The 24,740-nt window shown below is 35.0% G+C and carries 24 protein-coding genes and 1 other annotated feature; of the genes, 9 read left to right on the forward strand and 15 right to left on the reverse strand.

The window, feature by feature from the left end; genetic code table 11:
- Positions 1–38: 38 nt before the first annotated feature.
- The 11 genes from Q8X41_RS07405 to ezrA all read right to left on the reverse strand — a co-directional run bounded on the left by Q8X41_RS07405 (position 39) and on the right by ezrA (position 11,120).
- Positions 39–977 (reverse strand): class I SAM-dependent methyltransferase, encoded by a 939-nt coding sequence (locus tag Q8X41_RS07405; RefSeq protein WP_397539611.1) that lies wholly within the window; start codon positions 975–977, stop codon positions 39–41.
- A gap of 75 nt (positions 978–1,052) precedes the next feature.
- Positions 1,053–1,559 (reverse strand): thiol peroxidase, encoded by a 507-nt coding sequence (gene tpx / locus Q8X41_RS07410; protein ID WP_397539612.1) that lies wholly within the window; start codon positions 1,557–1,559, stop codon positions 1,053–1,055.
- A gap of 24 nt (positions 1,560–1,583) precedes the next feature.
- Entirely contained in the window at positions 1,584–2,207 is a 624-nt protein-coding gene (locus Q8X41_RS07415; protein WP_397539613.1) for an RDD family protein, read from the reverse strand.
- Positions 2,208–2,222: 15 nt separating this feature from the next.
- A complete protein-coding gene (gene sppA / locus Q8X41_RS07420) occupies positions 2,223–3,233 on the reverse strand; it encodes a signal peptide peptidase SppA (RefSeq protein WP_397539614.1) in 1,011 nt (336 codons plus the stop codon).
- A gap of 55 nt (positions 3,234–3,288) precedes the next feature.
- Positions 3,289–4,200, reverse strand: a complete 912-nt coding sequence (gene rarD / locus Q8X41_RS07425) for an EamA family transporter RarD (protein ID WP_397539615.1) — start codon at positions 4,198–4,200, stop codon at positions 3,289–3,291.
- A 120-nt stretch (positions 4,201–4,320) separates the two neighbouring features.
- Complete coding sequence (gene mbcS / locus Q8X41_RS07430; protein WP_397539616.1) at positions 4,321–5,901, reverse strand: acyl-CoA synthetase MbcS; 1,581 nt, start codon at positions 5,899–5,901, stop codon at positions 4,321–4,323.
- A gap of 291 nt (positions 5,902–6,192) precedes the next feature.
- Positions 6,193–6,405, reverse strand: a complete 213-nt coding sequence (locus Q8X41_RS07435) for a small, acid-soluble spore protein, alpha/beta type (protein WP_397539617.1) — start codon at positions 6,403–6,405, stop codon at positions 6,193–6,195.
- A 312-nt stretch (positions 6,406–6,717) separates the two neighbouring features.
- Positions 6,718–6,927 (reverse strand): small, acid-soluble spore protein, alpha/beta type, encoded by a 210-nt coding sequence (locus Q8X41_RS07440; protein WP_397539618.1) that lies wholly within the window; start codon positions 6,925–6,927, stop codon positions 6,718–6,720.
- 81 nt (positions 6,928–7,008) lie between these two features.
- Positions 7,009–8,211: a tRNA uracil 4-sulfurtransferase ThiI gene (gene thiI / locus Q8X41_RS07445; protein WP_397539619.1), complete on the reverse strand. Its 1,203-nt coding sequence runs from the start codon at positions 8,209–8,211 to the stop codon at positions 7,009–7,011.
- Between the two features lie 4 nt (positions 8,212–8,215).
- The gene (locus Q8X41_RS07450; RefSeq protein ID WP_397539620.1) at positions 8,216–9,352 is read right to left on the reverse strand and encodes a cysteine desulfurase family protein; all 1,137 of its coding nucleotides are present in this window, start codon (positions 9,350–9,352) and stop codon (positions 8,216–8,218) included.
- Between the two features lie 76 nt (positions 9,353–9,428).
- Positions 9,429–11,120, reverse strand: coding sequence for a septation ring formation regulator EzrA (ezrA, locus tag Q8X41_RS07455; RefSeq protein ID WP_397539621.1), 1,692 nt, complete (start codon positions 11,118–11,120; stop codon positions 9,429–9,431).
- Positions 11,121–11,268: 148 nt separating this feature from the next.
- Between ezrA and hisJ the strand changes: the two genes are divergently transcribed.
- On the forward strand, positions 11,269–12,066 hold the full coding sequence (hisJ, locus tag Q8X41_RS07460) for a histidinol-phosphatase HisJ (protein ID WP_397539622.1): 798 nt from the start codon (positions 11,269–11,271) through the stop codon (positions 12,064–12,066).
- Between the two features lie 17 nt (positions 12,067–12,083).
- Positions 12,084–12,569, forward strand: a complete 486-nt coding sequence (locus Q8X41_RS07465; protein WP_397539623.1) for a GAF domain-containing protein — start codon at positions 12,084–12,086, stop codon at positions 12,567–12,569.
- Positions 12,570–12,729: 160 nt separating this feature from the next.
- Here the strand turns inward: Q8X41_RS07465 and Q8X41_RS07470 are convergent, their stop codons facing one another.
- The gene (locus tag Q8X41_RS07470; RefSeq protein WP_397539624.1) at positions 12,730–14,580 is read right to left on the reverse strand and encodes a diguanylate cyclase domain-containing protein; all 1,851 of its coding nucleotides are present in this window, start codon (positions 14,578–14,580) and stop codon (positions 12,730–12,732) included.
- 406 nt (positions 14,581–14,986) lie between these two features.
- Between Q8X41_RS07470 and rpsD the strand changes: the two genes are divergently transcribed.
- The 3 genes from rpsD to Q8X41_RS07485 all read left to right on the forward strand — a co-directional run bounded on the left by rpsD (position 14,987) and on the right by Q8X41_RS07485 (position 16,769).
- Positions 14,987–15,589, forward strand: coding sequence for a 30S ribosomal protein S4 (gene rpsD, locus Q8X41_RS07475; protein ID WP_397539625.1), 603 nt, complete (start codon positions 14,987–14,989; stop codon positions 15,587–15,589).
- Between the two features lie 220 nt (positions 15,590–15,809).
- Positions 15,810–16,139 (forward strand): CotD family spore coat protein, encoded by a 330-nt coding sequence (locus Q8X41_RS07480; RefSeq protein ID WP_397539626.1) that lies wholly within the window; start codon positions 15,810–15,812, stop codon positions 16,137–16,139.
- A 222-nt stretch (positions 16,140–16,361) separates the two neighbouring features.
- Positions 16,362–16,769 (forward strand): YkvA family protein, encoded by a 408-nt coding sequence (locus tag Q8X41_RS07485; protein WP_397539627.1) that lies wholly within the window; start codon positions 16,362–16,364, stop codon positions 16,767–16,769.
- 379 nt (positions 16,770–17,148) lie between these two features.
- Here the strand turns inward: Q8X41_RS07485 and Q8X41_RS07490 are convergent, their stop codons facing one another.
- Positions 17,149–17,445 (reverse strand): rhodanese-like domain-containing protein, encoded by a 297-nt coding sequence (locus Q8X41_RS07490; protein ID WP_397540218.1) that lies wholly within the window; start codon positions 17,443–17,445, stop codon positions 17,149–17,151.
- 16 nt (positions 17,446–17,461) lie between these two features.
- A complete protein-coding gene (locus Q8X41_RS07495; protein WP_397539628.1) occupies positions 17,462–17,725 on the reverse strand; it encodes a metal-sensitive transcriptional regulator in 264 nt (87 codons plus the stop codon).
- A 442-nt stretch (positions 17,726–18,167) separates the two neighbouring features.
- Between Q8X41_RS07495 and Q8X41_RS07500 the strand changes: the two genes are divergently transcribed.
- From Q8X41_RS07500 to Q8X41_RS07510, 3 genes are all read left to right on the forward strand, one after another.
- Positions 18,168–18,437 carry a glutaredoxin family protein gene (locus tag Q8X41_RS07500; RefSeq protein WP_397539629.1) on the forward strand — a complete coding sequence of 90 codons (270 nt, stop codon included), beginning with the start codon at positions 18,168–18,170 and terminating at the stop codon, positions 18,435–18,437.
- Positions 18,438–18,440: 3 nt separating this feature from the next.
- On the forward strand, positions 18,441–18,794 hold the full coding sequence (locus tag Q8X41_RS07505) for a rhodanese-like domain-containing protein (RefSeq protein WP_397539630.1): 354 nt from the start codon (positions 18,441–18,443) through the stop codon (positions 18,792–18,794).
- Positions 18,795–18,865: 71 nt separating this feature from the next.
- Entirely contained in the window at positions 18,866–19,681 is an 816-nt protein-coding gene (locus Q8X41_RS07510) for a cobalamin-binding protein (RefSeq protein WP_397539631.1), read from the forward strand.
- Positions 19,682–19,887: 206 nt separating this feature from the next.
- Here the strand turns inward: Q8X41_RS07510 and tyrS are convergent, their stop codons facing one another.
- Positions 19,888–21,156, reverse strand: coding sequence for a tyrosine--tRNA ligase (tyrS, locus tag Q8X41_RS07515; protein WP_397539632.1), 1,269 nt, complete (start codon positions 21,154–21,156; stop codon positions 19,888–19,890).
- Between the two features lie 44 nt (positions 21,157–21,200).
- Positions 21,201–21,403: a binding site (T-box leader), on the reverse strand.
- Positions 21,404–21,941: 538 nt separating this feature from the next.
- Between tyrS and Q8X41_RS07520 the strand changes: the two genes are divergently transcribed.
- Positions 21,942–24,719, forward strand: a complete 2,778-nt coding sequence (locus tag Q8X41_RS07520; protein ID WP_397539633.1) for a transglycosylase domain-containing protein — start codon at positions 21,942–21,944, stop codon at positions 24,717–24,719.
- The last annotated feature ends 21 nt before the right edge of the window (positions 24,720–24,740 follow it).

Genomic DNA, 24,740 nt, shown 5'->3' on the forward strand with positions numbered 1-24,740 from the left:
TTTGTTTTTATCCAGGTGAAGAGCGTCCTCCGCTTTTACTATCCCTTTTGTTCTTTTTTCCATTTTTGTACTTTTGCAAAGAATAATTCTAAAGCTTTCATATTTTTCATATTCGGAACTTTTGCAAGAAGTACTTCTTTTACCGGTTTATCTGTTTCATTTTTCTTCTGTACGATGAATAAGCTTTTCGCATGAGCTTTGTTTGAGAACAGTTCATCAGGTAATTGAATGACAGCTTGTATCCAAGCTTTCTGTGTGATTAATTTATTTAATAATGCGGATTGTTCCGATTCAAAAATATGATCTGGAACGAGGAAGAAAAGATAACCTCCATCTTTTACGTATTTTAGAGATTGTTCAATAAATAAATGATGAGCGTAAGTCATTCCTTCTTGTGCTTTTACCTCATATTCTTTCGCAATTTCATCGTTTGGATAATAGCCAACAGGTAAATCACAAATGACAGCATCTACTGGGTCAATCATTAGGTTTTCTAGTGCGTCCTGTCGATATAGTGCAATAGGTTGTTTTTCTAATTCTGCTGATGATGCTGCAATTTGAATTAGTAACTCATCAATTTCAACTCCGACACCTTTAATTTTATCTCCTACTAAATTCATCACAGTTAACAGTAAATTCCCTGTTCCAAGCGCTGGATCGAGTACAATCATTTTATTATTTGATTTAAACTCTTTTCCATAAAATTGTTCAACAAAATAACCTAGTAATAAGCCGAGTGAGTCGGGGGTCATTTGATGATTTGGTTGTGCGCTTTGTCGCATCCCTTTTAAAAGGGTAAGTTGGATTGCTTTTCTTATTTCTTCTTTAGATGGTTCGAATCCCACTGGTTTTACTTCACCATCTAACCATGTATTTAAAGTTTCTAGAACACTATCTAAGTATGTTAACTCATGCTCTTTTGCTATGTTTTCTGCATATTCATCTATAAATGAAAATAACTTTTCAATGTTTTCCATTTTGTTCTCCTTCAAAACGGAAACCCACTCTTCAGGTTCGAGTGGGTTTCCCATAGGTTTATTGGTTAATCATGCTTATTTTGTAAGTGATTTTACAGCTGATAATGCACTGTCATAATCTGGGTGCTGTGTACCTTCGGATACATATTCAACATAAGAGATTTTGCCATCTTGATCGACAACAAAAATTGAACGAGCAAGTAGTCGTAATTCTTGCATATGTACACCATATGCATCTCCAAATGATAAATCGCGATGATCTGATAAAGTATAAATATTTTCGATACCATTCGCGCCACACCAACGTTTTTGAGCAAATGGGAGGTCACAAGAGATAGTTAAAATGACTACATCTTCACCTAAACCTGTTGCTTCTTCGTTAAAGCGACGAGTTTGTGCATCACATACACCTGTATCTAATGAAGGAACGACACTGATTAAGACAGTTTTACCTGCAAAATCTGATAAGTGTTTTTCTTCTAAACTTGTTGACAATACTGTAAACTCAGGTGCTTTGTCACCTACTTTAATTTCTGGTCCTACTAATGTTACTGGGTTGTTAATAAATGTTACTTGTACCATTTCAACGCCTCCTCGTCTATTATATTACTCGAATCTTTCTGGCTCTTGCAACTGTGAAGGCTCATCATCATTTGAGCCTTTAGTTATTGATTTATTTTCCATATTTTCTTGCAACTTCTGATTTTCAGTTGTTTCAACTGCAATCACTTTTTCTGTTTTTTCAAAAGTTCCTTCATGAACAACTTTAGTATCTGCTATATAATCATGGATTGCTTTATGATTTGGTGTAAATGCTACAACAAGATACAGAAATTTAATTGTAACTGAAATAAATCGGCCTATCCATTCACGGAAAAGTACAGTTCCCCATGTTAATGGTTGCTCATTCTCTGAAATCACTCGAATACCAAGTGCCATCTTACCTACAGTTTGCCCACAGATTTTCGTCATAATAACAAAATATCCATAAAAAATGATTCCTGTAGTAAAGCCATAAGGTGAGATGTACATAATCTTAATATCTTCCCACCCTGTAAAGAAGAATAGAGGCTTTACTGTAATTGCGGTTAAGGATGCAATAACGATTAAGTCAATCATATATGCCCAAAATCTAGTCCAAAACCCTGCAGATTTCAAGTGATAATTTATAACCTTTTTAACTTGTATTGGCTCAGGGCTTAGTGTTCTGACATCAATTGCTTCTGACATAGTCCTAATCCCTCCTTATTCTTCACCATACAAGTACATCATACGTGGTGCACTATTTTTTAATAACAATTTACTTATTGCTTCTTTTTCAGCCGAACCACCTAGTAATGTATTCACTTTAGAAGAGAACAGCGATGTCCAATCTTGTGATGATGTATATTCATACACTTCTGCACCTTCAAGATTGTTGTCCTTTTTAAGAGCTGCAAGTGCATCTTCACTATAGCCTAACTTATCAACTAAGCCTGCCTTCACCGCTTGTGATCCATTCATAATACGACCATCCGCAATAGCTTTTACTTCTTTGACTGACATATGACGTCCATCGGCAACTACTTTAACAAAACGGTTATATGAATCATTCACCATATCTTGTAGAAGTTTTCGGTCTGCATCTGTCATTCCTCGTGAACCACTCATGATATCTTTGTACGGACCTGTCTTAATCGTGTTAAATTCTATTCCGTATTTTTTCGCTAATTTACTATAATCCATTCCTTGCATAATAACACCGATTGATCCAGTGATTGTTTCTTCATCTGCAAAGATTTTATCGGCTGGCGCAGATATATAGTAACCACCTGAAGCAGCCATCGATCCCATTGAAACATAGATTGGGATATTTCGTTCTTTTTTAATTTGCTTAATTTTTTCATAGATTTGTTTGGACTCATTGGTACCTCCACCAGGTGAATTTACTTTTAAAAGTACTCCTTTTACTTGGTGGTCATCTAATATATCATCTAATTGTCTAATAAAAAATTGATGATTATATGTTTGACTACTAAATAAAGATGTTGAATCCCCTGTATCTTGGATTGTGCCGTTAACAGTTAATACAGCGATTTTCTCTGCAGGATTTCCAGTGCCAATTACAGTTTTATCGTATGTACTACTCACATTAATCGCAGAATCAAAACTCCTCTTAAAATCTAATTTGGCAAATGACCACGCTATACTCGCAATGGTAGACACGACAAATAACAGTGTCGCAATTCCTAATGCAATCCATCGTTTTGATGTCATTGTATATCCTCCTTTTGTCCTTCTATTACATATACGATTCGAAACTTTAAATGTTTCATGCTTTTTGATGAATTCTATGTGACTTTCTCACTTCTGCAATAGTAGAAATAGAAAAAACAACTAAAGCAAGCCATATAAATGAGAACGATACTAACTCAGTTCCACCAAATGATTCATGGTAAACGATAACACCTAAAAGAAGAGTCATTGTTGGGGAAATATATTGAATAAAGCCAACTAAATACAACGGAATATTTTGAGCACCAGTTGCAAATAAAATAAGAGGAATTGCTGTTACGATACCAGTGCCAATTAAAAACAAATTAGTTTTCATATCGACATGTAAAAACGACATATTTCCCTGGAAATAAAGGTATACATAATAGATTAGAGCGACTGGTAAAATAAACATTGTTTCGATTACTAAACCTCTAGTTGCATCTATTACAATCTGTTTCTTCAATAAACCATAAATACCAAAGCTTAATGCTAAACCAATTGCTACCCATGGTATCTGTCCATATGAAACAAATAGAATAGTAACACCTATTGCAGCAAGCAAAAATGCAGCGATTTGTGATTTAGATAATCTTTCTTTTAAGAAAATAATCCCTAAAAGAACAGAAATAATCGGATTCATATAATATCCTAGACTTGTTTGGACGATATGATCATGATTAACTGCCCATATGTAAATAAACCAGTTCAATGAAACTAAATACGCGGCAAAGAATAATGACCAAAATGATTTTTTGTGATGCCATAATTCTTTAAAATCTGATATTAATGTTTTACCCTGTTTCAATAGCAAGACAAAAATCAATGTTAAAATAAATGACCAAATTACACGACTGGCCAATATCTCTTCACTCGAAACATACTGAATCATTTTCCAATAGAGTGGAAAGAGTCCCCATAACAAATATGCTCCTACAGATGCAAAAATGCCCTTTTTTTCATTATGCAAAGAATTCACCTCTTTTTCTTTTGCAACCATTCCTACTATTATAATTTTTTAACCAAAGAAAGTAAATATTACTAAAAAGAAAAGACCGCCATTTGATGGCAGCCCTATCGAAAATTCTGGTTAAATATGTTGTTTATTTTTTTCAAGCTCTCGTAATTCAATTCTACGAATTTTACCTGAGGATGTTTTTGGTAATTCCTTCACAAACTCAATTTCTCGTGGATATTTATAAGGAGCTGTTAGATTCTTAGTATGATCTTGTAATTCCTTCACTAATTCTTCCGATGCTTTGGAAGAATCTTTTAAAACAATGAAGGCCTTTACGATATTACCACGGACTTCATGTGGACTTGCAATAACTGCACATTCCTGAACTTTAGGATGTTTTACAAGCGCATCTTCTACTTCAAATGGTCCAATTGTATAGCCAGAGCTAATAATGATATCATCATTTCTACCTTCAAAGAAGAAATAACCATCCTCATCTTTTTTTGCGCGATCTCCCGTTACATAATAATCTCCACGGAATTGTCTTGTAGTGCGTTCAGGATCATTTAAATATTCTTTAAATAATGCTGGTGTAGAACGATGAACAGCAATATCTCCAACTACTCCAGCTGGACATGGTTGTCCGTCTTCATCAATTACATCAACAACATTACCTGGTGTAGGTTTTCCCATTGCACCTGGTTTTGTTGGTACTCCCTTTAAATTACCAATAAGTAGTGTATTTTCTGTTTGACCATAACCGTCTCTAACATCAAGATTAAATGCACGTTTGAAAATGTTAATTACTTCTTGGTTTAACGGTTCACCAGCTGATACAGCACTATGCAAAGCTGATAAGTCATACTTTGCTAAGTGATCAACTTTTGCCATAACCCGATATTCAGTTGGTGTACAGCATAATACTTGAACTTTGTATTTTTCAAGTAGTGATAAATATTTATCTGCATGGAATCTGCCATTATAGACAAATCCAGTTGCTCCACTCCCTAGAACTGATAGGAAAGGGCTCCAAATCCATTTTTGCCACCCTGGGCTTGCTGTGGCCCAAACGACATCTCCTTCATGGATTCCTAGCCAATGAGCTGCTGCAGTTTTTAAGTGGGCAAATGCCCAACCATGAGTATGAACAACGCCTTTTGGATTTCCTGTGGTACCACTTGTATAAGATAAGAAAGCCATGTCTTCACTTTTAGTTTTAGCATTTTCAAATTCTTCTGACTCTTTTTCTGCTTCTTGAATCATCGGAATCCAAGGTGTATGTGCTTGTCCAATTACGTATTGTTGCACATCCTTTAAATGCTGCACTTGATCAAATTGATCAATAAATGGCTCGTATGCAATAACGGCTTTTGCATTACTATGCACTAAACGATAGTCAATTTCCTTTGCTCTTAACATTTCAGAACTTGGAATTACAACTAAACCTGTTTTTAATGCCGCAACATATGTAATATAGGCATCGATTAAGCGTGGCACCATTATTAGTACCACATCCCCTTTTTGCAAACCATGATTTGCAAAAACATTTGCCACTTGGTTGGCTCTTCTTATTAAACCGTCATATGTGATGGAATCTGTGCTGCCAAGATCATTTTCAAAAAGAATAGCTAGTTTTTCTGGATTTTTTGCAAATTGCTCAATTTCTTCCACTAGGTTGTAATCTTCAGGTGCAATTAAATCCTCTCGTTTCATAAAAAATCCCCCTTGAATAACGAATTGGAATAGCAGATTAATTATATCGAATGTTTTTCTAGATTACAATCAAATACCAATATCAATTCTTAGTATCTGGTACTAAGACTTAATTTGCTTTTAATTAGTTTTTAATTTAGTTTTAGTTTAACAATATTTCATCAGTTTTCCTAAAGGAGGGCGTTTTCGTATAAAGCCTCTTTTTTCTTCTACCTCTATAAAAAAACCGAGGAAGAATTTTTTATTCTTCCCCGGCTTTTCTGTATAGCGTTTAGTATTTTATATATTCAGTTATTGTCCTTTATACCCAGTCATTTGTTGTTGGGCCATTGCAACTAAACGCTTTGTAATTTCTCCGCCAACGGATCCGTTAGCACGCGCTGATGCATCTGCGCCAAGGCTTACACCAAATTCTTGTGCAATTTCGTACTTCATTTGGTCTACTGCTTGTTTAGCGCCTCGTACTTCAAGTTGGTTTGAACTTCCTGAGTTGTTGTTTGCCATGTGTATCACCTCCTTTGTACATATAGAATGTGCCGGAGAGAAAAAATCATACACCAAGTTTAAAATAAATTATTTATGGAGATAAATAGTTGTTAACCAAAAAGATAAGTTTTCAAAGTTAATGTAAAATCCATAAAAATTTACGAACATTTAAGGATTCCACTTCATGTAGAATCATTTTTCAATTTCCTTAACGTTGTGACTACTGGGATTTATGAAATTGATTCAAATGAAAAACCGAGGAAGAATTCATTTTGAATTCCCCCTCGGTTTTTTTTACTACTTATGAGTATACTAAATACTCAAGATTTTTTATTTTGAATAACCATTCAGCTGTTGTTCAGCCATTGCAACTAAGCGCTTAGTGATTTCTCCGCCAACGGATCCGTTAGCACGCGCTGATGCATCTGCGCCTAGCTGTACACCAAATTCTTGTGCGATTTCGTACTTCATTTGGTCAATTGCTTGTTTTGCACCTCGAACTTCTAATTGATTAGAACTTCCTGAGTTGTTGTTTGCCATGTGAATCACCTCCTTGTGCATATAGAATGTGCGGGAGGGAAAAAAACATACAACAATAATTACAGGAAATATATTCTTCTATTAGAGTAAATCTAGAAATTCATCTGTTTTCTTTTTCGGGAATGAATGAATTTCACGGTTTTTTACTGCTCTTTCAATCATCTCATCAAAATCAGTGAAACTTTCGTAATAATTCATTTTTTCAACACGTGGTTTTGTTTTTGGATTTGCTGGCGTGAAAACTGTACAGCAATCTTCAAACGGACGAATTGAAATATCATAAGTACCAATTTTTTGAGCTACTTCAATAATTTCTAATTTATCAAAAGTAATTAATGGGCGCAAAATAGGTGTAGTTGTTACATCATTAATCGCAGCTAAGCTTTCTAATGTTTGGCTAGCGACTTGTCCTAAATTTTCACCTGTGACAATTGCTAATGCATCTATTTCTTTACGGACAACATCGGCTACTTTCATCATCATCCGTCGCGTTGAAGTCATTGTTACGTTTTCTGGAACACTACTTTGAATTTTTTGTTGAATTTCAGTAAAAGGTATAACATGAAGGCGAATATTGCCACCGAATCGGCTAATTTTTTCGCAAAGTTCCTTTACTTTACCTAATGATTGATCACTTGTAAATGGTGGGCTGAAGAAATGGATTGCTTCTACTCTTACGCCACGTTTCATCATATAATAAGCTGCGACTGGGCTATCGATCCCACCAGATAGAAGTAATAATGCTTTACCATTTGAACCAATTGGTAAACCTCCTGCACCCGCAATGACGTCAACCATCATGTAAACAGCTTTTTCACGAACTTCTACACGTAACTCAATATCAGGTTCCTTCATTTGAACTGTCATTCCTGGAAGTGAGCCCAATACATGGCTACCAAGAGTTTGTTGAAGTTCATATGTGTCCATAGGAAATTTTTTAAAGGATCTTTTTGCATTGACTTTAAATGTTTTTCCTTGATAATCCATACCTTTTACAATTTCAACAGCTAATTCCTTCATTGCTTCAATTGTAGGCTCGCATTGTGCTACTGGGCTAAATGAATGAATACCGAAAATATGTGGTAAACGTTCAATTAGTTCTTCCATTTCAGTATCTACATCACTACTTAAATACATGCGGTCTCGTTCGGATCGAATGCGAAGGTTTGGAATATCTGCAAATGTATATCGTAAATTTTCTTTTAATCGATTGATAAATAATTTACGGTTACGTCCTTTTGTTGTAATTTCTCCATAGCGAATTAAAATTTCATGCCATTTCATGTTGTTACATCTCCTTTACTTGATGCATCACTTTGCTAAAAGCTGTTTTAAAGAATGCAATGTCGGCTTCACAAATACCTTCACCTAGACTCATACGAATAACACCTTTTTCATAAGATGGATCAACCTTTATTGCGTGTACTACATGACTAACTGTATGATCTTTTGATGAGCATGCACTTGAAGTCGAAATAATAATTCCTTCGTGTTGCATAGCATTTACTAGTATTTCCCCTTTTAAGCCTTGAACGGCACAACTAACAATATGTGGTGCACCTTTACTACTTGAAAGTACATGTACGTATGGGAATTGTTCAAAGTATTCGTGTAAGTTATCACGCCATTTACTAAATTGCAACGCTTTTTGAGGTTGTTTTTCACTTGCTAAACGAGCTGCTTTTGCAAGTGCAACAACTTGTGGTACTGCAACAGTTCCACTTCGATATCCCATTTCTTGCCCGCCGCCATGGATAATTGGATTAATATTCACTTGTTTACGAAGAGCTAAAAATCCAGAACCTTTTAATGCATTAATTTTGTGTCCTGATATCGTAATCGCATCCGGTCCATTTTCTTTATTAAATTGAACAGGAATCTTACCGAAGCTTTGTACAGCATCCATATGATAGAATGCACGGCTGTATTGATGCACAATTTGTGCAATTTCTGTTATTGGTTGAACAGCTCCCATTTCATTATTCACATGCATAATGCTAACGACAACTGTATCTTTCGTAAGTTTTTTCTTTAAGTCTTCTATTAAAATAACGCCGTGTTCATCTACATCGACAATATCAACGGTAAATCCTTCTTTTTCTAAAGCTTTGGCACTTTCTAGTACAGATGCATGTTCAATTGCTGAAACAAGAATCTTCGTACCTCGATGTTTGTTTGCTCTTGCTAATCCTTTAATAGCAAAATTATTTGATTCAGAACCACCAGAAGTAAAGATAATTTGCTCTGGAGATGTATTTATAATATCGGCAATTTGTTCTCTTGCTCGAGTTAATAATGCATTTGCTTCGACACCCATTTGATGAAGTGATGCTGGATTTGCATAATAGCGTTCGCTTGCTTGGATAAATGTTTGCAAAACAGCTGGGTCCGGTTTAGTTGTTGCACTATGATCTAAGTAAATCATTGTTTCTCCTTCCTTCCAAAAGAAAACCACCAGCACAGTACCGTGCGGTGGCTTAATGCTTTTCTTATTATGAACGTCAAACCTCGTTTTTGGCAAGTACCTGAATTTTTTTCATGGCACCTGGTTCGACTGCTTCAACAGCCGTTGCGGCATATTCAAGCGCTTTTGTATAACGCATATCACGGAATGCATCTTCTGCTTCTAAAAGACGTTGATGCATTGCTGAATTTGAATTTCTGTAACGGTTACCATATTGAATAATACATTCAATTAATTGAACATTTTCAAGCATTTCAATCGCTGTATTATGTACATCTTCTATGCACTTTTCTGCAATTTCAAGATTTTTGTAAACCGTATCCATATTTAGTGGTATTTCTTGAAGATTATTGACCACGACGAATATTCTTTCTGCAGCTTCTTCCAATCGCGCATCCATTTCTTCAGGTATACCAGGTAAATTGGCTTTATGTAGCATTCGTTCAGTATCATGAAGTAATCTTTTCAAATTATCCAATGTTGCTCTCGCTTTATTTTCATCTATTCGTAAGTTTTTCATGCGATCTGCAAATTGATCTTGTTCTTCAAACAATTGTTCAATGGATACTTTTAATTCTTTTAAAGCTTCTTCCATACTAGAGTAAGCAGATTTCTCTTCTTGTACTTGAACTGCTAATAATTCATATCTTTGGCGTAAAGATAGTAGTTGTTGCTTACAATTTGTTGGCACTTCAGCTTCTTTTTCTGAAAGATGATAGCTTTTTTGCACAGCATTTGCTTCTTTGGCAGTTTTTTCAGTTGCTTCGATTGCTGATTCAAGTTGTTCACCAATTTCAACAAAATAATCATCAACGAATTTCTTGCCAATTACTTCTTTTTCTAGTGCATCGTAGAATGATTCAATTTCATCTTTGATTTCATTTACACGATGTTGCACTAAAGAAATATCTAATTCGGCTATTTTTTGTTTAAATTCAGCTAAATTTTCTTCTATTTGATTTAGCTTATCTAAAATTTCAAGATGCACTAGGAAATACGATTGGTCTTCCATTTCACGATGCCCATTTCGGATTTCATGAATATCAGAAGGGATTTTATGTTGAATTTCGGTCAATAACGTCGGGATTTCATTGATTAGCTTAAATATCGTTTGACCTTCATCGTTTAAATTCACTACGATTTCTCGTGCTTTTAAATAATTCCCAGACTCTGTCAATTGATCATATTCCTCGAATTGTGGGTTAAATGTTTCCAATCGTTTTTCTAATGGTTCTGCTGCAGGTCCATAAGAATATTGATGTGCCAATAACGTTTTACGAGCCGAACGATATTGTTCTTTAAGTTGTTCAATTTCAATTCGATTTTTCTCTTCACTACCTATTAGTTCATCTAATTCTTTTAAAATTTTTACCATTTCTTGATCGTACTCTGTAATTAGAGATTCAATTTCTCTTTCAATCTCTGTAGCTTTACCAAAATGAAATTTATCTACTTGTTCTTCTGCATCAAATAAAAGGACGTCGATTTTTGGCATTTCTATGTCCATTAACTCTGTCCATTTATTTCGCCAACGTTCGAACATTTCTTCAGTTTGTCCATTCATATTCAATGACTTTACCTTCATCAATTCTTCTAGCACTGGCTTATTTTGAATTTGTAGTTTCTTTTGGTCAAGTCTTTGAATTTCATTTTTATGTTTTTTACGAAAAACAAAGACAATTGCAATTATTACACATAGTACGATGATGGTAGGAATGATATACTTCATCGTAAGCCCCCTGTCCCAAAATCAGTTTTTCAGCTTCTAATTAAACTTAATAGTACCATGTTTTAGGGTATTTTGTTTACTCTTTAAGAGGATTTTCTCTTAAAAATATCTACTATTCAATCAAATTATAATAATTGGAGGGATTTTATTGAAACGTGATGCCCATATTCATACTCCATACTGTCCACATGGCACTAAAGACTCTTTAGAAAATTATATCAAAAAAGCTATAAAATGTGGATTCGAAGATATAACTTTCACTGAACATGCACCATTACCTACCAATTTTGTCGATCCAACTCCTGAAAAAGATAGTGGCATGGATCCTCACCTATTAGTAGCTTATTTAGATGAACTCAATACATTAAAGGAACAATACAAAGACGAGATACAAATTCGTATAGGGTTTGAAATCGATTATATTGTTGGATATGAAGTCGAAACAACTAGCTTTTTAAACCTTGTAGGTCCACAAATTGATGATGCCATTTTATCTGTTCATTTCTTAAAATATGACGATGTATACACATGTATCGACTATTCCAGTGATACATTTTTGACCTTCTCAAAAAAAATGGGTTCTGTTCAAGCTGTTTATGATTTATATTATGCAACATTGAAAAAATCAATTCTAGCTGACCTTGGTCAGTATAAACCAAAACGAATAGGGCATCCAACGCTTATACATAAATTCCAACTTGCTCATGGTGAGCAAATTGATGATGATGCCGACATTAAAGAAATACTTCAGCTTATGGCAGATCATCATAATGAACTCGATGTTAATAGTGCGGGCTATGCAAAAAAGTATTGCAAAGAATCTTATCCACCTTTACCATATATAAAACATGCAAAATCGTTAAATATTCCATTAGTTTTTGGTTCTGATGCCCATCAAGTTGAAGATTTACATCAGTCCTATGATAAAATATTTCCTATTGATTAAAACAAGGAGGTTATACCATGTTTCAAAAAACGAATTATAGCGATGATTTAGCTGCAGGATACAATTTATTAGCAAAACAATTAGATGCTTTACTTGAAGGAGAAATGGATACAGTTTCTAATCTAAGTAATGCTTCTGCACTACTCAATCAATTTCTTGAAAATATCAATTGGTGTGGATTTTATTTGTTGAAGAATAACGAATTATTATTAGGACCATTTCAAGGTTTGCCTGCATGTGTACATATCCCTATTGGAAAAGGAGTTTGTGGAACTGCTGCACAATCGAAGCAAACACTTATAGTTGATGACGTCAATACTTTTCCAGGGCATATAGCTTGTGATAGTGCTTCTGAATCTGAAATTGTTGTACCAATTGTTGTAAATGATGGACTGTATGGTGTACTTGATATCGATAGTCCCGAAAAAGGTCGTTTTACTAAAGAAGATCAAATTGGCCTCGAGCAATTTGTTGAAATATTAACCAAGCATATTCATCTTTAATATAAAATGGATGTCTTCTAAGTGTTTAAAACATTTAGAAGACATCCATTTTTATTTAATAGGGAATGTTAATAGATACTGTTGATATATTGACTAAAGTACCAAAACGCTAGGCGCTTAAACCTCTATTCATTAGCTTTTTCGTTTAATCATTCATTTGTTAAAACAGGCAATAACGATTTTTTCCGTTGTTTTTTGCTTCATATAACGCAACATCTGCATTTTGAAATAATCCTTGATATGTTAAATCGGAATCCTTTTTCCAAATCGCAATACCTGAAGATATAGTTACAGAAGGATCCGTTGTTTCAGGAATCATTTTAATAAGTCTATTAACAATTTCAATAGTATCGCATAATTCTTTGTTTGGCAGGTAGATGGCCATTTCCTCTCCACCCCAACGTGCACATATCCCTTCATATTGAATATTCTGTTGCAACCGTTCTGCAATCGTTTTTAAGATTAGGTCGCCAGTTTGATGTCCAAAAGTATCATTTACCTTTTTAAAATTATCAATATCACATAATACAAAGGCGCCAAATTCATCATCTTCCATTGATTTTTCAACATAGCGATCTAAATATTTACGAGCATACAACTTTGTTAAATGATCACGATCCACCATTTCTTGCAACTGTTCTCTTAGTAATATATTGGATATAGCTAGTGAAGAATGGCGAATAATAGATTGCATAAGCTTAAAGCTATCGAAAGAGAAATAATAAGGTTCTTCATGTAAGATAGCACAATATCCTTGTACATTTTCACTAATTACTATAGGAACTGCCATCATAGAATTGTATGTTACTTTTTGATCAACTAAATTATCAAAATCTGCTACAAATAAAGGATCTACAGATTTTTCAAAATGATTTGCAATATAGTTACTATATATATTCGAACCCTCATCATAGAAAAATGCAGAAGTGCCTTTTGCGTTTTGATACTCATTATTTTCAACCAACGCGAAACAAATTTCAGAAGGTGCAAATGATTTGTTCAATTGTTTGGTTAGAAAAGATAGTATTTCTTCTTTATTTAATTGCATATTCAGTCGCTGTGACGTTTCGTTAATAAGCTGCAAATCCGACACTAAACGATGAGACTGATGATAAAGTTTTGCATTTTCGAGCGCATTACCAGAAGTGTGCGCCAAATGTAGGATAAATTTCTTTTCCCTTGAGCTAAATAAATAATCTGTTGGAGCAAAAATTTGGAGTACACCATAAATACCCTGTTTCCCTTTAATAGGTGCATTTAATAGACGATGATCTATATCTGTTGCTTGTTCAATCGTCATTTCGCCTGATACAAACGCTTCGATCGTTGAAGGACGTTCTAATAGATAATCAAATACATATACATCTTCTATTTGTCTACGGTCTTGGTCATTCGATAAAATCAACTTCGATTGAAACTTAGGGAAAATACTTTTAACACCATGAATCATTGCTTCAAGTATATGATTGACATCCATTGTAGAATGAAATATCTCAGTCATTTCAAATAGTTCGCGATTTAACTTTTTCTCATAAGTATTATTTTGACTAGACTTTATTATCCTAACCGTATCTGATATAAGTTTTTCTAATTCCGTCTTATAAGGCGTTTGTGCAAAAGCTTTCCATATATGTGTTTCTTCTAGTACAAGAATCCCTAAAATTGGACTATTCTCCCCTTGCAACACAAGGACATCTCCGGCATATTCAAAATATTGTTTTAGTTTTTCTACTAGTAAATTTGGAGACTGATGTCTTTTTTCGAAATAAGGAGTAACAGATAAATAAGGAATTCCATTAGATAAATAATAGCCTTCGCTGGACGTTGTTAGTGGATAAAGCATATCATGTTCAAAATTTAGAAATTCTACATTCTCTATTTTAAATTCTTGGAAGACTATCCCTTTGAACAGTTCCAAATACTCATTTGCAGAAAGTGGCTTTTCAGCACAATCTATCCACAAATCAAGCAGTTGACACTTAATATTTTGCATTATTTCTAGACTTCGCAACGTTCCATCACCTTTTTCTTTGATACGATATATGTATATTTATTACTATTTCTAGTATACACTAAATAAGTCTTTTACACTATTAACATTTCGTTTTTTTCGTTTAATTGGCACAAAACACATTATAAATTACTATGAATTATATTTCTATAACATATCCTTATAAATAAAAAAGTAATTTAGCTTGACACTATTACTCCTACAAGATAGAATGTAGCTTGTGTAAAATAAACGCAGCGGTTGTATGGTTTTGTTGTTTCATTTTGTTCCTCTACTATTAGTAGACGGGGTATAAGTAATTCGTCGGCTGCATGAACGAACATACATGAAAACAAAATGACTGCTAAGCTAAATACATCTGGTTTTTATTTTATGCCAAATAAAAAACCAATAGGAGGGACTCTAAATGTCTCGTTATACAGGTCCATCTTGGAAACTATCTCGTCGTTTAGGCATTTCTTTAAGCGGTACTGGTAAAGAAATCGAAAAACGTCCATACGCTCCAGGACAACACGGCCCAACTCAACGTAAAAAATTATCTGAGTACGGCTTACAATTACAAGAAAAACAAAAACTTCGTCATATGTTTGGTATGAACGAACGCCAATTCCACAACTTATTCGTTAAAGCTGGTAAAATGAGCGGTGTTCATGGTGAAAACTTCATGATCCTTCTTGAAACTCGCTTAGACAACCTAGTTTACCGTCTTGGTTTAGCTCGCACTCGTCGCGCTGCTCGCCAATTAGTAAACCACGGTCATATCTTAGTTGATGGCAAACGCGTTGACATCCCTTCATACAGCGTAAAACCAGGCCAAGTGATTTCTCTTCGTGAAAAATCTCAAAACCTTGATGTTGTAGCTGAAGCTATCGAAGTTAACAACTTTGTACCAGAATATCTTTCATTAGATGCTGACAAAAAAGAAGGTACTTTTGTACGTCTTCCAGAACGCAGCGAATTATCTGCTGAAATCAACGAAGCATTCATCGTCGAATACTACTCTCGTTAGTCTTCGAGTATTTCAAAGGATATTTTTCAAAACCTTGTACCCGTTAAAAAACGGGTACAGGGTTTTTTGTGTTTTTATATCCATTAATAACTCCATTTAAATGATTTGCTTTTTTGGGATGAGTTAATATTTCAAAGAGAATAGGCACACAACTAGTCCTTCCCCCTAAAATCTCATATGTTATTAATGATATTACCCTTATTACAAAGGAGGTCATAAAATGTACAACAGACATTGGGGTCATCCTCACGGGGGCAAAGGTTGTCATGGCATGATGCCACACTGCTGCCCACCACAAGCATTCCCTGCACAATTTGATCCACCGAAAGTTTCACCAACAAGACAAATCGTAAAAACAAACGTATTTAATACGGTCGTTCCACATATTCATCCTACTCATACAACTACAGTTAACAAACACATGATTAATCATGAACATTACTTCCCACACACAGAATCTGTGATAAATGAATGTTGCGAAAACCATATAATGTGTGAAATGCCACATAAACCTTGTTGTCCTCCAAAACATCACGGAATGTGGAGATAAGTATTAGTCTCGTATCTTTTAAATTCGAACTGTAATATATCCCTAAATCGTCCATCCTCTCCCTTTATACACCTATCTAATAATGCTTATCCCCTCGCCAGGCTATTACTGCCTGGCCTTTATATTACCTTCATCTCAAGTAGATTCATATACATCTATATTTTCCCTAAGATTTATTATAAAATATATAGTTGGTACATAACTTAACGGGGAAGACTACTAATGAAAAAAAACATTAAACTATCAAAATTAAAAGACCATGCAAAAAAATTAAAACAATATTTATTTGTTCTTTATCTATCTTACAAAGATAAAAGAACTCCATGGTATGCAAAAATTGTGGCAATCTGTGTAGTTGCATATGCTTTTAGCCCAATTGATTTAATCCCTGATTTCATTCCTATTTTAGGCTATTTAGATGATCTTATTATTGTTCCTCTAGGAATTTATATTGCGCTAAAATTGATTCCATCTGAGGTTATAAAAGACAATATGATAGCTGCAAACGAAGTAAAACGAAATGGAAAACCAAAGAATTGGTTTGTTGGTATTCTTTTTATTATTATTTGGATCTTATTTGCTATTTGGATAAGTGAGACTATCATTGAAATTTTCTCAACAAAATTCTAATACATCGTTTCGTTAGGTTGCTTACTCAAATCAAAACTCCTCACCCAATTTGTAAAGCTGTTATATTAAAAGTGCAGCAAAAATCCATTGACGTTTTTGTTTGGATAATTTTTTTAATTTATGCGAAAACATATTGGCGCACCAATTAATCCAGTTATCGCTAAATAAATGGCTAAGTGGTAGTCAATTTATGCGAAAAGATTTTACTTACGTACCAGCCCCTAGTCAAAAGTTGAAAGCACCGTCACTTAGGAGCAGTTAGCACAAAACTTGGTTTGTCGGGCACTATCCGTTTATTGTTTAGCTAGCTTCTCGATCATCAATAAAAAACAAAAACGGAGTATGTCCTATAAAAAACATACTCCTCTTCTAAATCATATTATTCTATAAGACCTTCCCAGGCTAACATTCCGCCATTCATATTAACAGCTTGATAACCTTGCTCTTCTAAAAACATTGTTGCTTGTGCGCTACGTCCCCCTGAACGGCAAACCATAATATATTCTAAGTCTTTATCCAACTCATTCATTCGGAATTCAAGTAGTCCTAATGGAATATTTTGAGCAATGCTAATTTTGCCTGTGGCTACTTCTTCTGGTTGACGTACATCGATGATATTGATTTCTTTCCCTTCATCAATCATCTTTAATACTTCTTCTGGTGAAATAGTTTTGATCATTTCATTTTCTCCTTTATCGACTTTTCACAAGTAGATCAACAGCTTCTTTTATAAGCGTTTCTCTGTCCTTATCTTGAAGCTTTTGATCATCAGACATACAATGTACTAAATTAGTGCTCACTATAAGACCTATTGTACGATCGATAGCTGAACGTGAAGCCGATAATTGTGTTATTACATCTTTACAATCTTTTTCTTCATCAATCATTCGGATGACACCTTTTAACTGTCCTTCAATTCGTTTTAAGCGATTACGAATTTGATCATTGTATTCCATATACTTCACTCCTTTACATCCATAACTTATAACTCGTTACGATATTATACCCCTTAAGGTACCCTGTCAAGAATATCGGATAAAGTGAAACTGCTATCAATTGTTTTTTTCATCATCCCCACTAAAAAAGAACTTAGTTTAATTTCGCCACGTCATGTGGCAACAACTGAGTGTCCAATATCCTGTTGCAACCAACCAGTCTTTTACGGGCAGTTATCCCACTCCTTTCTTCTTCGTTCTCTCAATCTTGTGGTGGGGGTCTAACTGCCTGTTAATGCGGGATAAAAACAAATAACTTGAAATAATATACCCCTAGTAGTATATTATAAATACCTAATAGGGTATGCAAAAACCATATTAAAATTAGCTGATTTTACTAAAATTGATGCTAAGTTTATAAAATTATATTCCATTTATAAAAAAACGAGAGGAATTGAGATTAATGAGGGAAATAGATGTGACGATCTATTCAACTAATAACTGTGGATATTGTGAATTGATGAAGAATTTCTTGCATGAACAAAACATTGAATACAAGGTCATCAATATTCACCACAATCCCGATATGGCGCAATATTTAATGCAACAAACAGGACGCCTCGGGGCACCTCAAACATCGATTAATGGTGAATGGGTGCTTGGTTATGATCCAAATACAGCGATGAAAATAATTGAAAAATCTAAACGCTTTTCAACAATGAATGGAGACTAAAAAATGGAATGGATAGTTATATTACTTGTTGTTGTCGTCTTTTTCTACTTCCGTACGAAAACAGCAAAAGGTGTAAAAAATATTTCAACACAAGATTTAAAAGGAATGCTACAAAGTAAAGATAAACAATTCATTGATGTGCGCACACCTGGAGAATATAAAGCTCGGCATATTTCAGAATTTAAAAATATTCCACTTGATCAACTGCCAGCCAAAATAAGTACACTAAACAGTGATAAGGCTATCGTTGTTATTTGCCAAAGTGGTATGCGTAGCTCTCGTGCAGCAGGTATTTTAGCAAAAGCAGGCTTCCAGAACGTATATAATGTCAAAGGTGGCATGAGCCGCTGGTCATAAATTTCAATCCATAAGTTATGTTATAATGACGCATAACTTATGGATTTTTTTGTAGAGAGGAGTAATGCTTGTTGAAGCTAATATCTATATGCCCAAGTAATACTGAAATTTTAGCCTATTTAGGGCTTGAAGAAAGTATTATTGCGGTTGATGACTATTCTGATTGGCCTGCTAGTATTGAAGATTTGCCTAAATTAGGACCTGATTTATCAATTGATATGGATCAACTTGAAAAGTTGGAGCCCGATTTAGTCTTAGCCTCGTTAAGTGTACCAGGCATGGAGAAAAATGTGGCTGAATTAGAACGGAGAGGTATTCCTCATATCGTATTAAATCCCAATAGTTTAGCAGAAATTGCAGAGGATCTAAGAGTAGTGGCACAGGCCTGTCACATTCCAGACCAAGGTATGACGAGGGCTTCTCAATTTGAAGATTTTATCAACCATATGCGAACAATCGCAAAAGGCTGTACCGAGTTTCCTTCTTGTTATTGGGAATGGTGGCCAAATCCTATCTTTACCCCAGGACATGTAAATTGGCTGACAGAAATTAGTGCTATTGCTGGAGGTCGTAATCTATTTCAAGATGTAGAGCTTGCCAGTGTACAAACTGATTGGGAAGACATTCGTTTGCGCAATCCCGATTATATTTTTCTAGCATGGGTTGGAGTGCCATATGAACGAGTTAAACCTTCTCTAATTATGAAAAGACCAGGTTGGCCTGAGTTGTCTGCAATTGTAAATAGTCGCTTGCATGTAATGGAAGAGTGGCTCTATTGTCGACCATCCCCTCGCTTGTTAGAAGGGGCATTGAAATTAGCACAAATCTTACATCCTGACAAATACAATAATTTAGAGCTCCCTGAATGGATTGGTAAAATAAAATAGATTTCTTCAATATTAGAATAGATAAATCTGAAAAAGAAAAATGCCTATACCTGATTGAACAGGATAGGCATTTTTTAATTTGTTACTTTTTTACCTGGTTACACCTACCAGTACGGCGGCTAGCTTTGATCTGCTTCATAATAACTAAACTTATCGGCATCACGCAACTGGCGCGATTAGACGCTCATCTTGCTAAAAATCAGCTTCTAATTAAATTTGACCATGTGGTATTTTTTCTTACCTCGACGAATAATTGAGAATGCATCTTCCATGCGGTCTTTTGCATCGATTACGTATTCAAAATCTTTAACTTTTTCACCGTTTACTGAGATTGCACCATTCGTTACATCTTCACGTGCTTGACGTTTAGAAGATGAAATGTTCGCTTCTACTAATAGATCAACGATATTTTTGTCTTCTTTCGCTACTTCTACTGATGGAACACCTGAGAAAGCCACTTTCATTTCGTCTACTGAAAGTGATTTTAGGTCACCTGAGAATAAGGCAGAAGTGATACGGAGTGCTTGGTCTAAGCCTTCTTCACCATGAATTTGTTTTGTCATTTCAGCAGCTAATGTTTTTTGAGCTTCTCTTAAATGTGGTTCTGTTTCCACTTTTTCTTCTAAAGCTTCAATTTCAGAACGAGTTAAGAATGTGAAGATTTTCAAGTATTTCACAACATCTGCATCTGCAGTGTTTAACCAGAATTGGTAGAACTCGTATGGAGAAGTTTTTTCAGCGTCTAACCAAACTGCTCCACCAGCTGTTTTACCGAATTTCGTACCATCAGATTTTGTTACTAATGGAATTGTAATACCAAATGCTTTTGCATCTTCATCATGTGTTTTACGAATCACTTCAAGACCTGTTGTAATGTTACCCCATTGGTCAGAACCACCCACTTGAATACGTACATCGTAGTTATCGTATAAATGATTAAAATCCATCCCTTGAATTAATGTGTAAGTGAATTCAGTGAATGATAAACCTGATTCTAAACGAGATGAAATGGTATCTTTACTTAGCATGTAATTGATATTGATTAATTTACCGTAATCACGTAAAAATTCGATTGTACTTAGTTTCCCTACCCAATCATAGTTATTGACCAATTGTGCTCCGTTATTATCTTCTGAGAAATCAAAAATACGTTCAAGTTGTGCTTTGATACTTGCAACATTGTGATCGATTTGTTCAGCAGTTAATAGGTTTCGTTCTGTAGAGCGTCCTGATGGATCACCAATCATACCTGTTGCACCACCAACAAGAAGTATCGGACGATGGCCTGCTTGTTGGAAGCGGCGTAATGTTAACATTGGTACAATATGACCAATATGCATTGAATCTGCCGTTGGATCAACACCAACGTATAGAGAAACTTTCTCTTCATTCAATAATTTTTCCATACCTTCAGCATCAGTTTGTTGGTATAACAAACCACGCCATTGTAAATCTTCTAATAATGCATTTGTCATAATATTTCCCTCCTAAAATAGAAAAACGCCCCTGCACAATAAAATGCAGGGACGTTAATTACAAATTTAACGCGGTACCACCCAGCTTGAAGAATACATGATTCTTCCGCTTTAATCGCTTTAACGCAGCGGCTGCGTTCTCGCTCCAAATGTGTAATTCGCGTCCATACTGTGACTAGCTTGCACCAACCGCTAGCTCTCTAAACAGGGAATATGTTCACTACTGCGCATTCTTCTACGCCAGAAAACTATTATGACTATTGTACTTCATTTTAAATAGTTGTCAATAAGTATTATTATTGTGGTTTTGTATTATGGTATAATAGACAATATTTTAGAAGGTTATTAGTATCCGTATTGTTTTTATTTGAATCTAAAAGCCAATACTGCTGACTTTTTTTGAAAATAAGCAAAAACGCGGATAAAACTGCGAATAAATGGAATAAAATCCATAAAAAGAGGTAAAATTTAATCATATGACTATTCTATTTTTCAAATAGCTGTGCTTATTATTTTGTTACATACTCAATTTTGGATGCTTATTCTATTGTTCTTAGCAACAAGCTGACTACAATTTGAATAACCTTATACTCCATGATCTTAACTTAGACATAGTATGCTACTCCAAATAGTAGCCACATGGAAATAGACCATTGTCGGATGCAACAATGGTTATTTCTTCGAAAACATTTAAAGGAGGTAGGCCAACTGTCAAAAGCGCACCATCCTATCTTTATGATTATAGAGATATAGATTTTTGACATTGGTCGTGTATGATCGAAAAGATGAAAGAATGGATAGCCAATATAAATCAAAAGCTCGATGAATTATCAAGAACAACATGGATGAAATATTTCCGCATTTCATCTAGCGTTATCTGGAACTTATTATTAATCTTCATCATCTTTGTTGTAATGGGTACAGTATTTGTCGGCTCGATTGGTGCTGGTTACTTTGCTTCACTTGTAAAGGATGAACCTTTACGATCAAAAGCTGAAATGCGAAGTGCAATCTTCAATTACGATGAAACCAGTACACTCTATTTTGCTAGCAATAAGTATCTCGGGAAAATGCGTACAGACCTGGAGCGTCAAGAGACAACTTTGAAGCAAATTTCGCCAAATGTCATAAACGCCGTTCTTGCTACAGAGGATGAATATTTCTATCAACATAAGGGAATTGTCCCAAAAGCAGTATTTCGAGGTCTTTTGCAAGATGTTAGTAACTCAAACAACCAAACAGGCGGGTCAACCTTAACACAGCAATTGATCAAAAACCAAATCTTAACTAATGAAGTTTCTTATGAACGAAAAGCAAAAGAATTACTTCTAGCCATGCGTTTGGAACATTTTATGACAAAGGATGAAATTTTAGAGGCTTATCTAAATGTTATTCCATATGGTCGAAATTCAAGTGGTCGCAATATTGCTGGGGTTGAAACTGCTGCTGAAGGGATATTTAACAAAAGCGCTAAGGATTTAAACTTAGCTCAATCAGCATATATCGCAGGGATACCTCAATCTCCATATGCGTATACGCCATTTACACAAAAAGGTGTTCTAAAAGACAAAGAGAGTCTTCAACTCGGTATCAACAGAATGAAAACTGTTTTATATCGCATGCATGAAACAGGTTATATTTCAGATCAACAATATAAAAAAGCATTAAAATATAATATTACGAAAGATTTCCGAAAACCGGAAATTCGACCTGAAGAAAAATATCCATACGTAACATACGAAATTGAAAGCCGCGCAAAAGATATTATGGCAGAAATTTTAGCGAAGAAAGATGGCATCGACGCTGATCGCTTAAAAAATGAGCCGAAACTAAAAGGAAAGTATGTAATCCTGGCGGACCGTGAATTACGTTCTAAAGGATATAAAATTTATTCTACAATTGATAAACAAATGTATGACTCCATGCAAAAGGTGAAAGATAATTTCCCTTATTACGGTACAACCTTTACTAAACAGGTAACCGATCCAGAGACTGGAAAAGTAAGCACTGTCAATGATCCAGTTCAAGTTGGTAGTATTGTAATTGAGAACAAAACAGGTAAAATTTTAAGTTTCATTGGTGGTCGTGATTATAATTTAGAAGCAACGAATCATGCAACTCATGCTGAACGTTCCAATGGTTCTACAATGAAACCTTTACTTGTATATGCACCAGCTATTGAATATGGTGTTATTGGCGCTGGTAGTCCCGTAGCAGACGTGAAATTTAGTATACCTGGGTGGTCACCATCTAACTATACTGAAACAGATGAGAGAGGATTGATTTCAGCTCGTGAAGCATTAAAGGATTCACAAAACTTGCCAGCTATTCGTTTATATGCTCAAATCATCAATCGTCGACCAGCAAACTTACTAGTCAAGAATGGTTTTACGAGCTTAACTCCAGATGACTACACCAACTACGCTACTTCTATTGGTGCATTAAAAACTGGCGTTACTGTTGAAGAAAATACCAATGCATACGCAACATTTGCAAATGAAGGTAAATTCGTTGATTCCTATATGATTTCTAAAATTGTTGATAACAAAGGCCATATAGTATACCAACACAAGTCAAAAGCAAAACAAGTTTATAGTAAACAAACAGCGTATATTACAACAGATATGCTTAGAGATGTTTTAAAACAAGGTACAGGTACAACAGCTAATAGCAATTTAAAATTCCGTGCAGATTTTGCTGCTAAAACCGGTACTTCTCAACAATATAATGATGTATGGCTAGTCGGTTACAATCCAGATATCTCTTTAGGCGTTTGGATGGGATACGATCAACCTAAAACTTTGTATCAAGGTAATGGTATTTATGGTCAACCAAGTACTCGTATAAACCTAATGTGGGCTCGTTTGATGAATGCAGTATACGATACGAATCCAAAGCTAGCTACAGCAAATGGTAAAACCTTCAAACAGCCGTCTGGTGTTGTTAGCCGAACATTCTGCGGTATTACAGGTCATGCATATACAAGTGCATGTGCTGGAAATGCACGAACAGATTTATTTAACGCAAACGTCATGCTACCAGGTGCTGAAACAGCATTTGCTGGCGGTGGTTTAACTGATGCATTTAAGCAAAGTATGCTAAGTCCATTTGGTGGAGATTATTCAAAACTATTCGGTGCTAAAGCGAAAGCAGAAGAGGAAAAAAAGAAGGTAAAAGAACAGAAAAAGAAAGTAACTGAAAATAATACTAGAAACCCGAATACCAACAACAATTCGAATAACGCAAATAGCTCTGGTAATCCAACCAACTCGAATGGCTCAAATAATTCGAATAGTAATGCGGGTAATTCAAATTCAGGTAACAAGAACAATAATAATAATTCTAATAACAACTCGAATGGCTCAGGTAACTCAGGTAACTCAGGTAACTCGGGTAACTCAGGTAACTCGGGTAACTCGGGTAACTCAGGTAACTCGGGTAACTCGGGTAACTCGGGTAACTCGGGTAACTCGGGTAACTCGGGTAACTCGGGTAACTCAGGATCTGATGGTTCCAACAATAATGGAGGCCAAGGCAATGATACTGGTTCAAATGGTGAATAAAAATTAGAGAGTGAGATATCC

The organism is Rummeliibacillus pycnus (assembly GCF_044359855.1).
GTDB classification, from domain to species: domain Bacteria; phylum Bacillota; class Bacilli; order Bacillales_A; family Planococcaceae; genus Rummeliibacillus; species Rummeliibacillus pycnus_A.

Excerpts from the sequence above, each read along its gene's own strand:
- Q8X41_RS07405 (WP_397539611.1), bottom strand. The coding sequence starts at position 977 with ATGGAAAACATTGAAAAGTTATTTTCATTTATAGATGAATATGCAGAA.
- tpx (WP_397539612.1), bottom strand. The coding sequence starts at position 1,559 with ATGGTACAAGTAACATTTATTAACAACCCAGTAACATTAGTAGGACCA.
- Q8X41_RS07415 (WP_397539613.1), bottom strand. The coding sequence starts at position 2,207 with ATGTCAGAAGCAATTGATGTCAGAACACTAAGCCCTGAGCCAATACAA.
- sppA (WP_397539614.1), bottom strand. The coding sequence starts at position 3,233 with ATGACATCAAAACGATGGATTGCATTAGGAATTGCGACACTGTTATTT.
- mbcS (WP_397539616.1), bottom strand. The coding sequence starts at position 5,901 with ATGAAACGAGAGGATTTAATTGCACCTGAAGATTACAACCTAGTGGAA.
- Q8X41_RS07435 (WP_397539617.1), bottom strand. The coding sequence starts at position 6,405 with ATGGCAAACAACAACTCAGGAAGTTCAAACCAACTTGAAGTACGAGGC.
- Q8X41_RS07440 (WP_397539618.1), bottom strand. The coding sequence starts at position 6,927 with ATGGCAAACAACAACTCAGGAAGTTCTAATCAATTAGAAGTTCGAGGT.
- thiI (WP_397539619.1), bottom strand. The coding sequence starts at position 8,211 with ATGAAATGGCATGAAATTTTAATTCGCTATGGAGAAATTACAACAAAA.
- Q8X41_RS07450 (WP_397539620.1), bottom strand. The coding sequence starts at position 9,352 with ATGATTTACTTAGATCATAGTGCAACAACTAAACCGGACCCAGCTGTT.
- ezrA (WP_397539621.1), bottom strand. The coding sequence starts at position 11,120 with ATGAAGTATATCATTCCTACCATCATCGTACTATGTGTAATAATTGCA.
- Q8X41_RS07465 (WP_397539623.1), top strand. The coding sequence starts at position 12,084 with ATGTTTCAAAAAACGAATTATAGCGATGATTTAGCTGCAGGATACAAT.
- rpsD (WP_397539625.1), top strand. The coding sequence starts at position 14,987 with ATGTCTCGTTATACAGGTCCATCTTGGAAACTATCTCGTCGTTTAGGC.
- Q8X41_RS07480 (WP_397539626.1), top strand. The coding sequence starts at position 15,810 with ATGTACAACAGACATTGGGGTCATCCTCACGGGGGCAAAGGTTGTCAT.
- Q8X41_RS07485 (WP_397539627.1), top strand. The coding sequence starts at position 16,362 with ATGAAAAAAAACATTAAACTATCAAAATTAAAAGACCATGCAAAAAAA.
- Q8X41_RS07495 (WP_397539628.1), bottom strand. The coding sequence starts at position 17,725 with ATGGAATACAATGATCAAATTCGTAATCGCTTAAAACGAATTGAAGGA.
- Q8X41_RS07500 (WP_397539629.1), top strand. The coding sequence starts at position 18,168 with ATGAGGGAAATAGATGTGACGATCTATTCAACTAATAACTGTGGATAT.
- Q8X41_RS07505 (WP_397539630.1), top strand. The coding sequence starts at position 18,441 with ATGGAATGGATAGTTATATTACTTGTTGTTGTCGTCTTTTTCTACTTC.
- tyrS (WP_397539632.1), bottom strand. The coding sequence starts at position 21,156 with ATGACAAATGCATTATTAGAAGATTTACAATGGCGTGGTTTGTTATAC.
- Q8X41_RS07520 (WP_397539633.1), top strand. The coding sequence starts at position 21,942 with ATGAAAGAATGGATAGCCAATATAAATCAAAAGCTCGATGAATTATCA.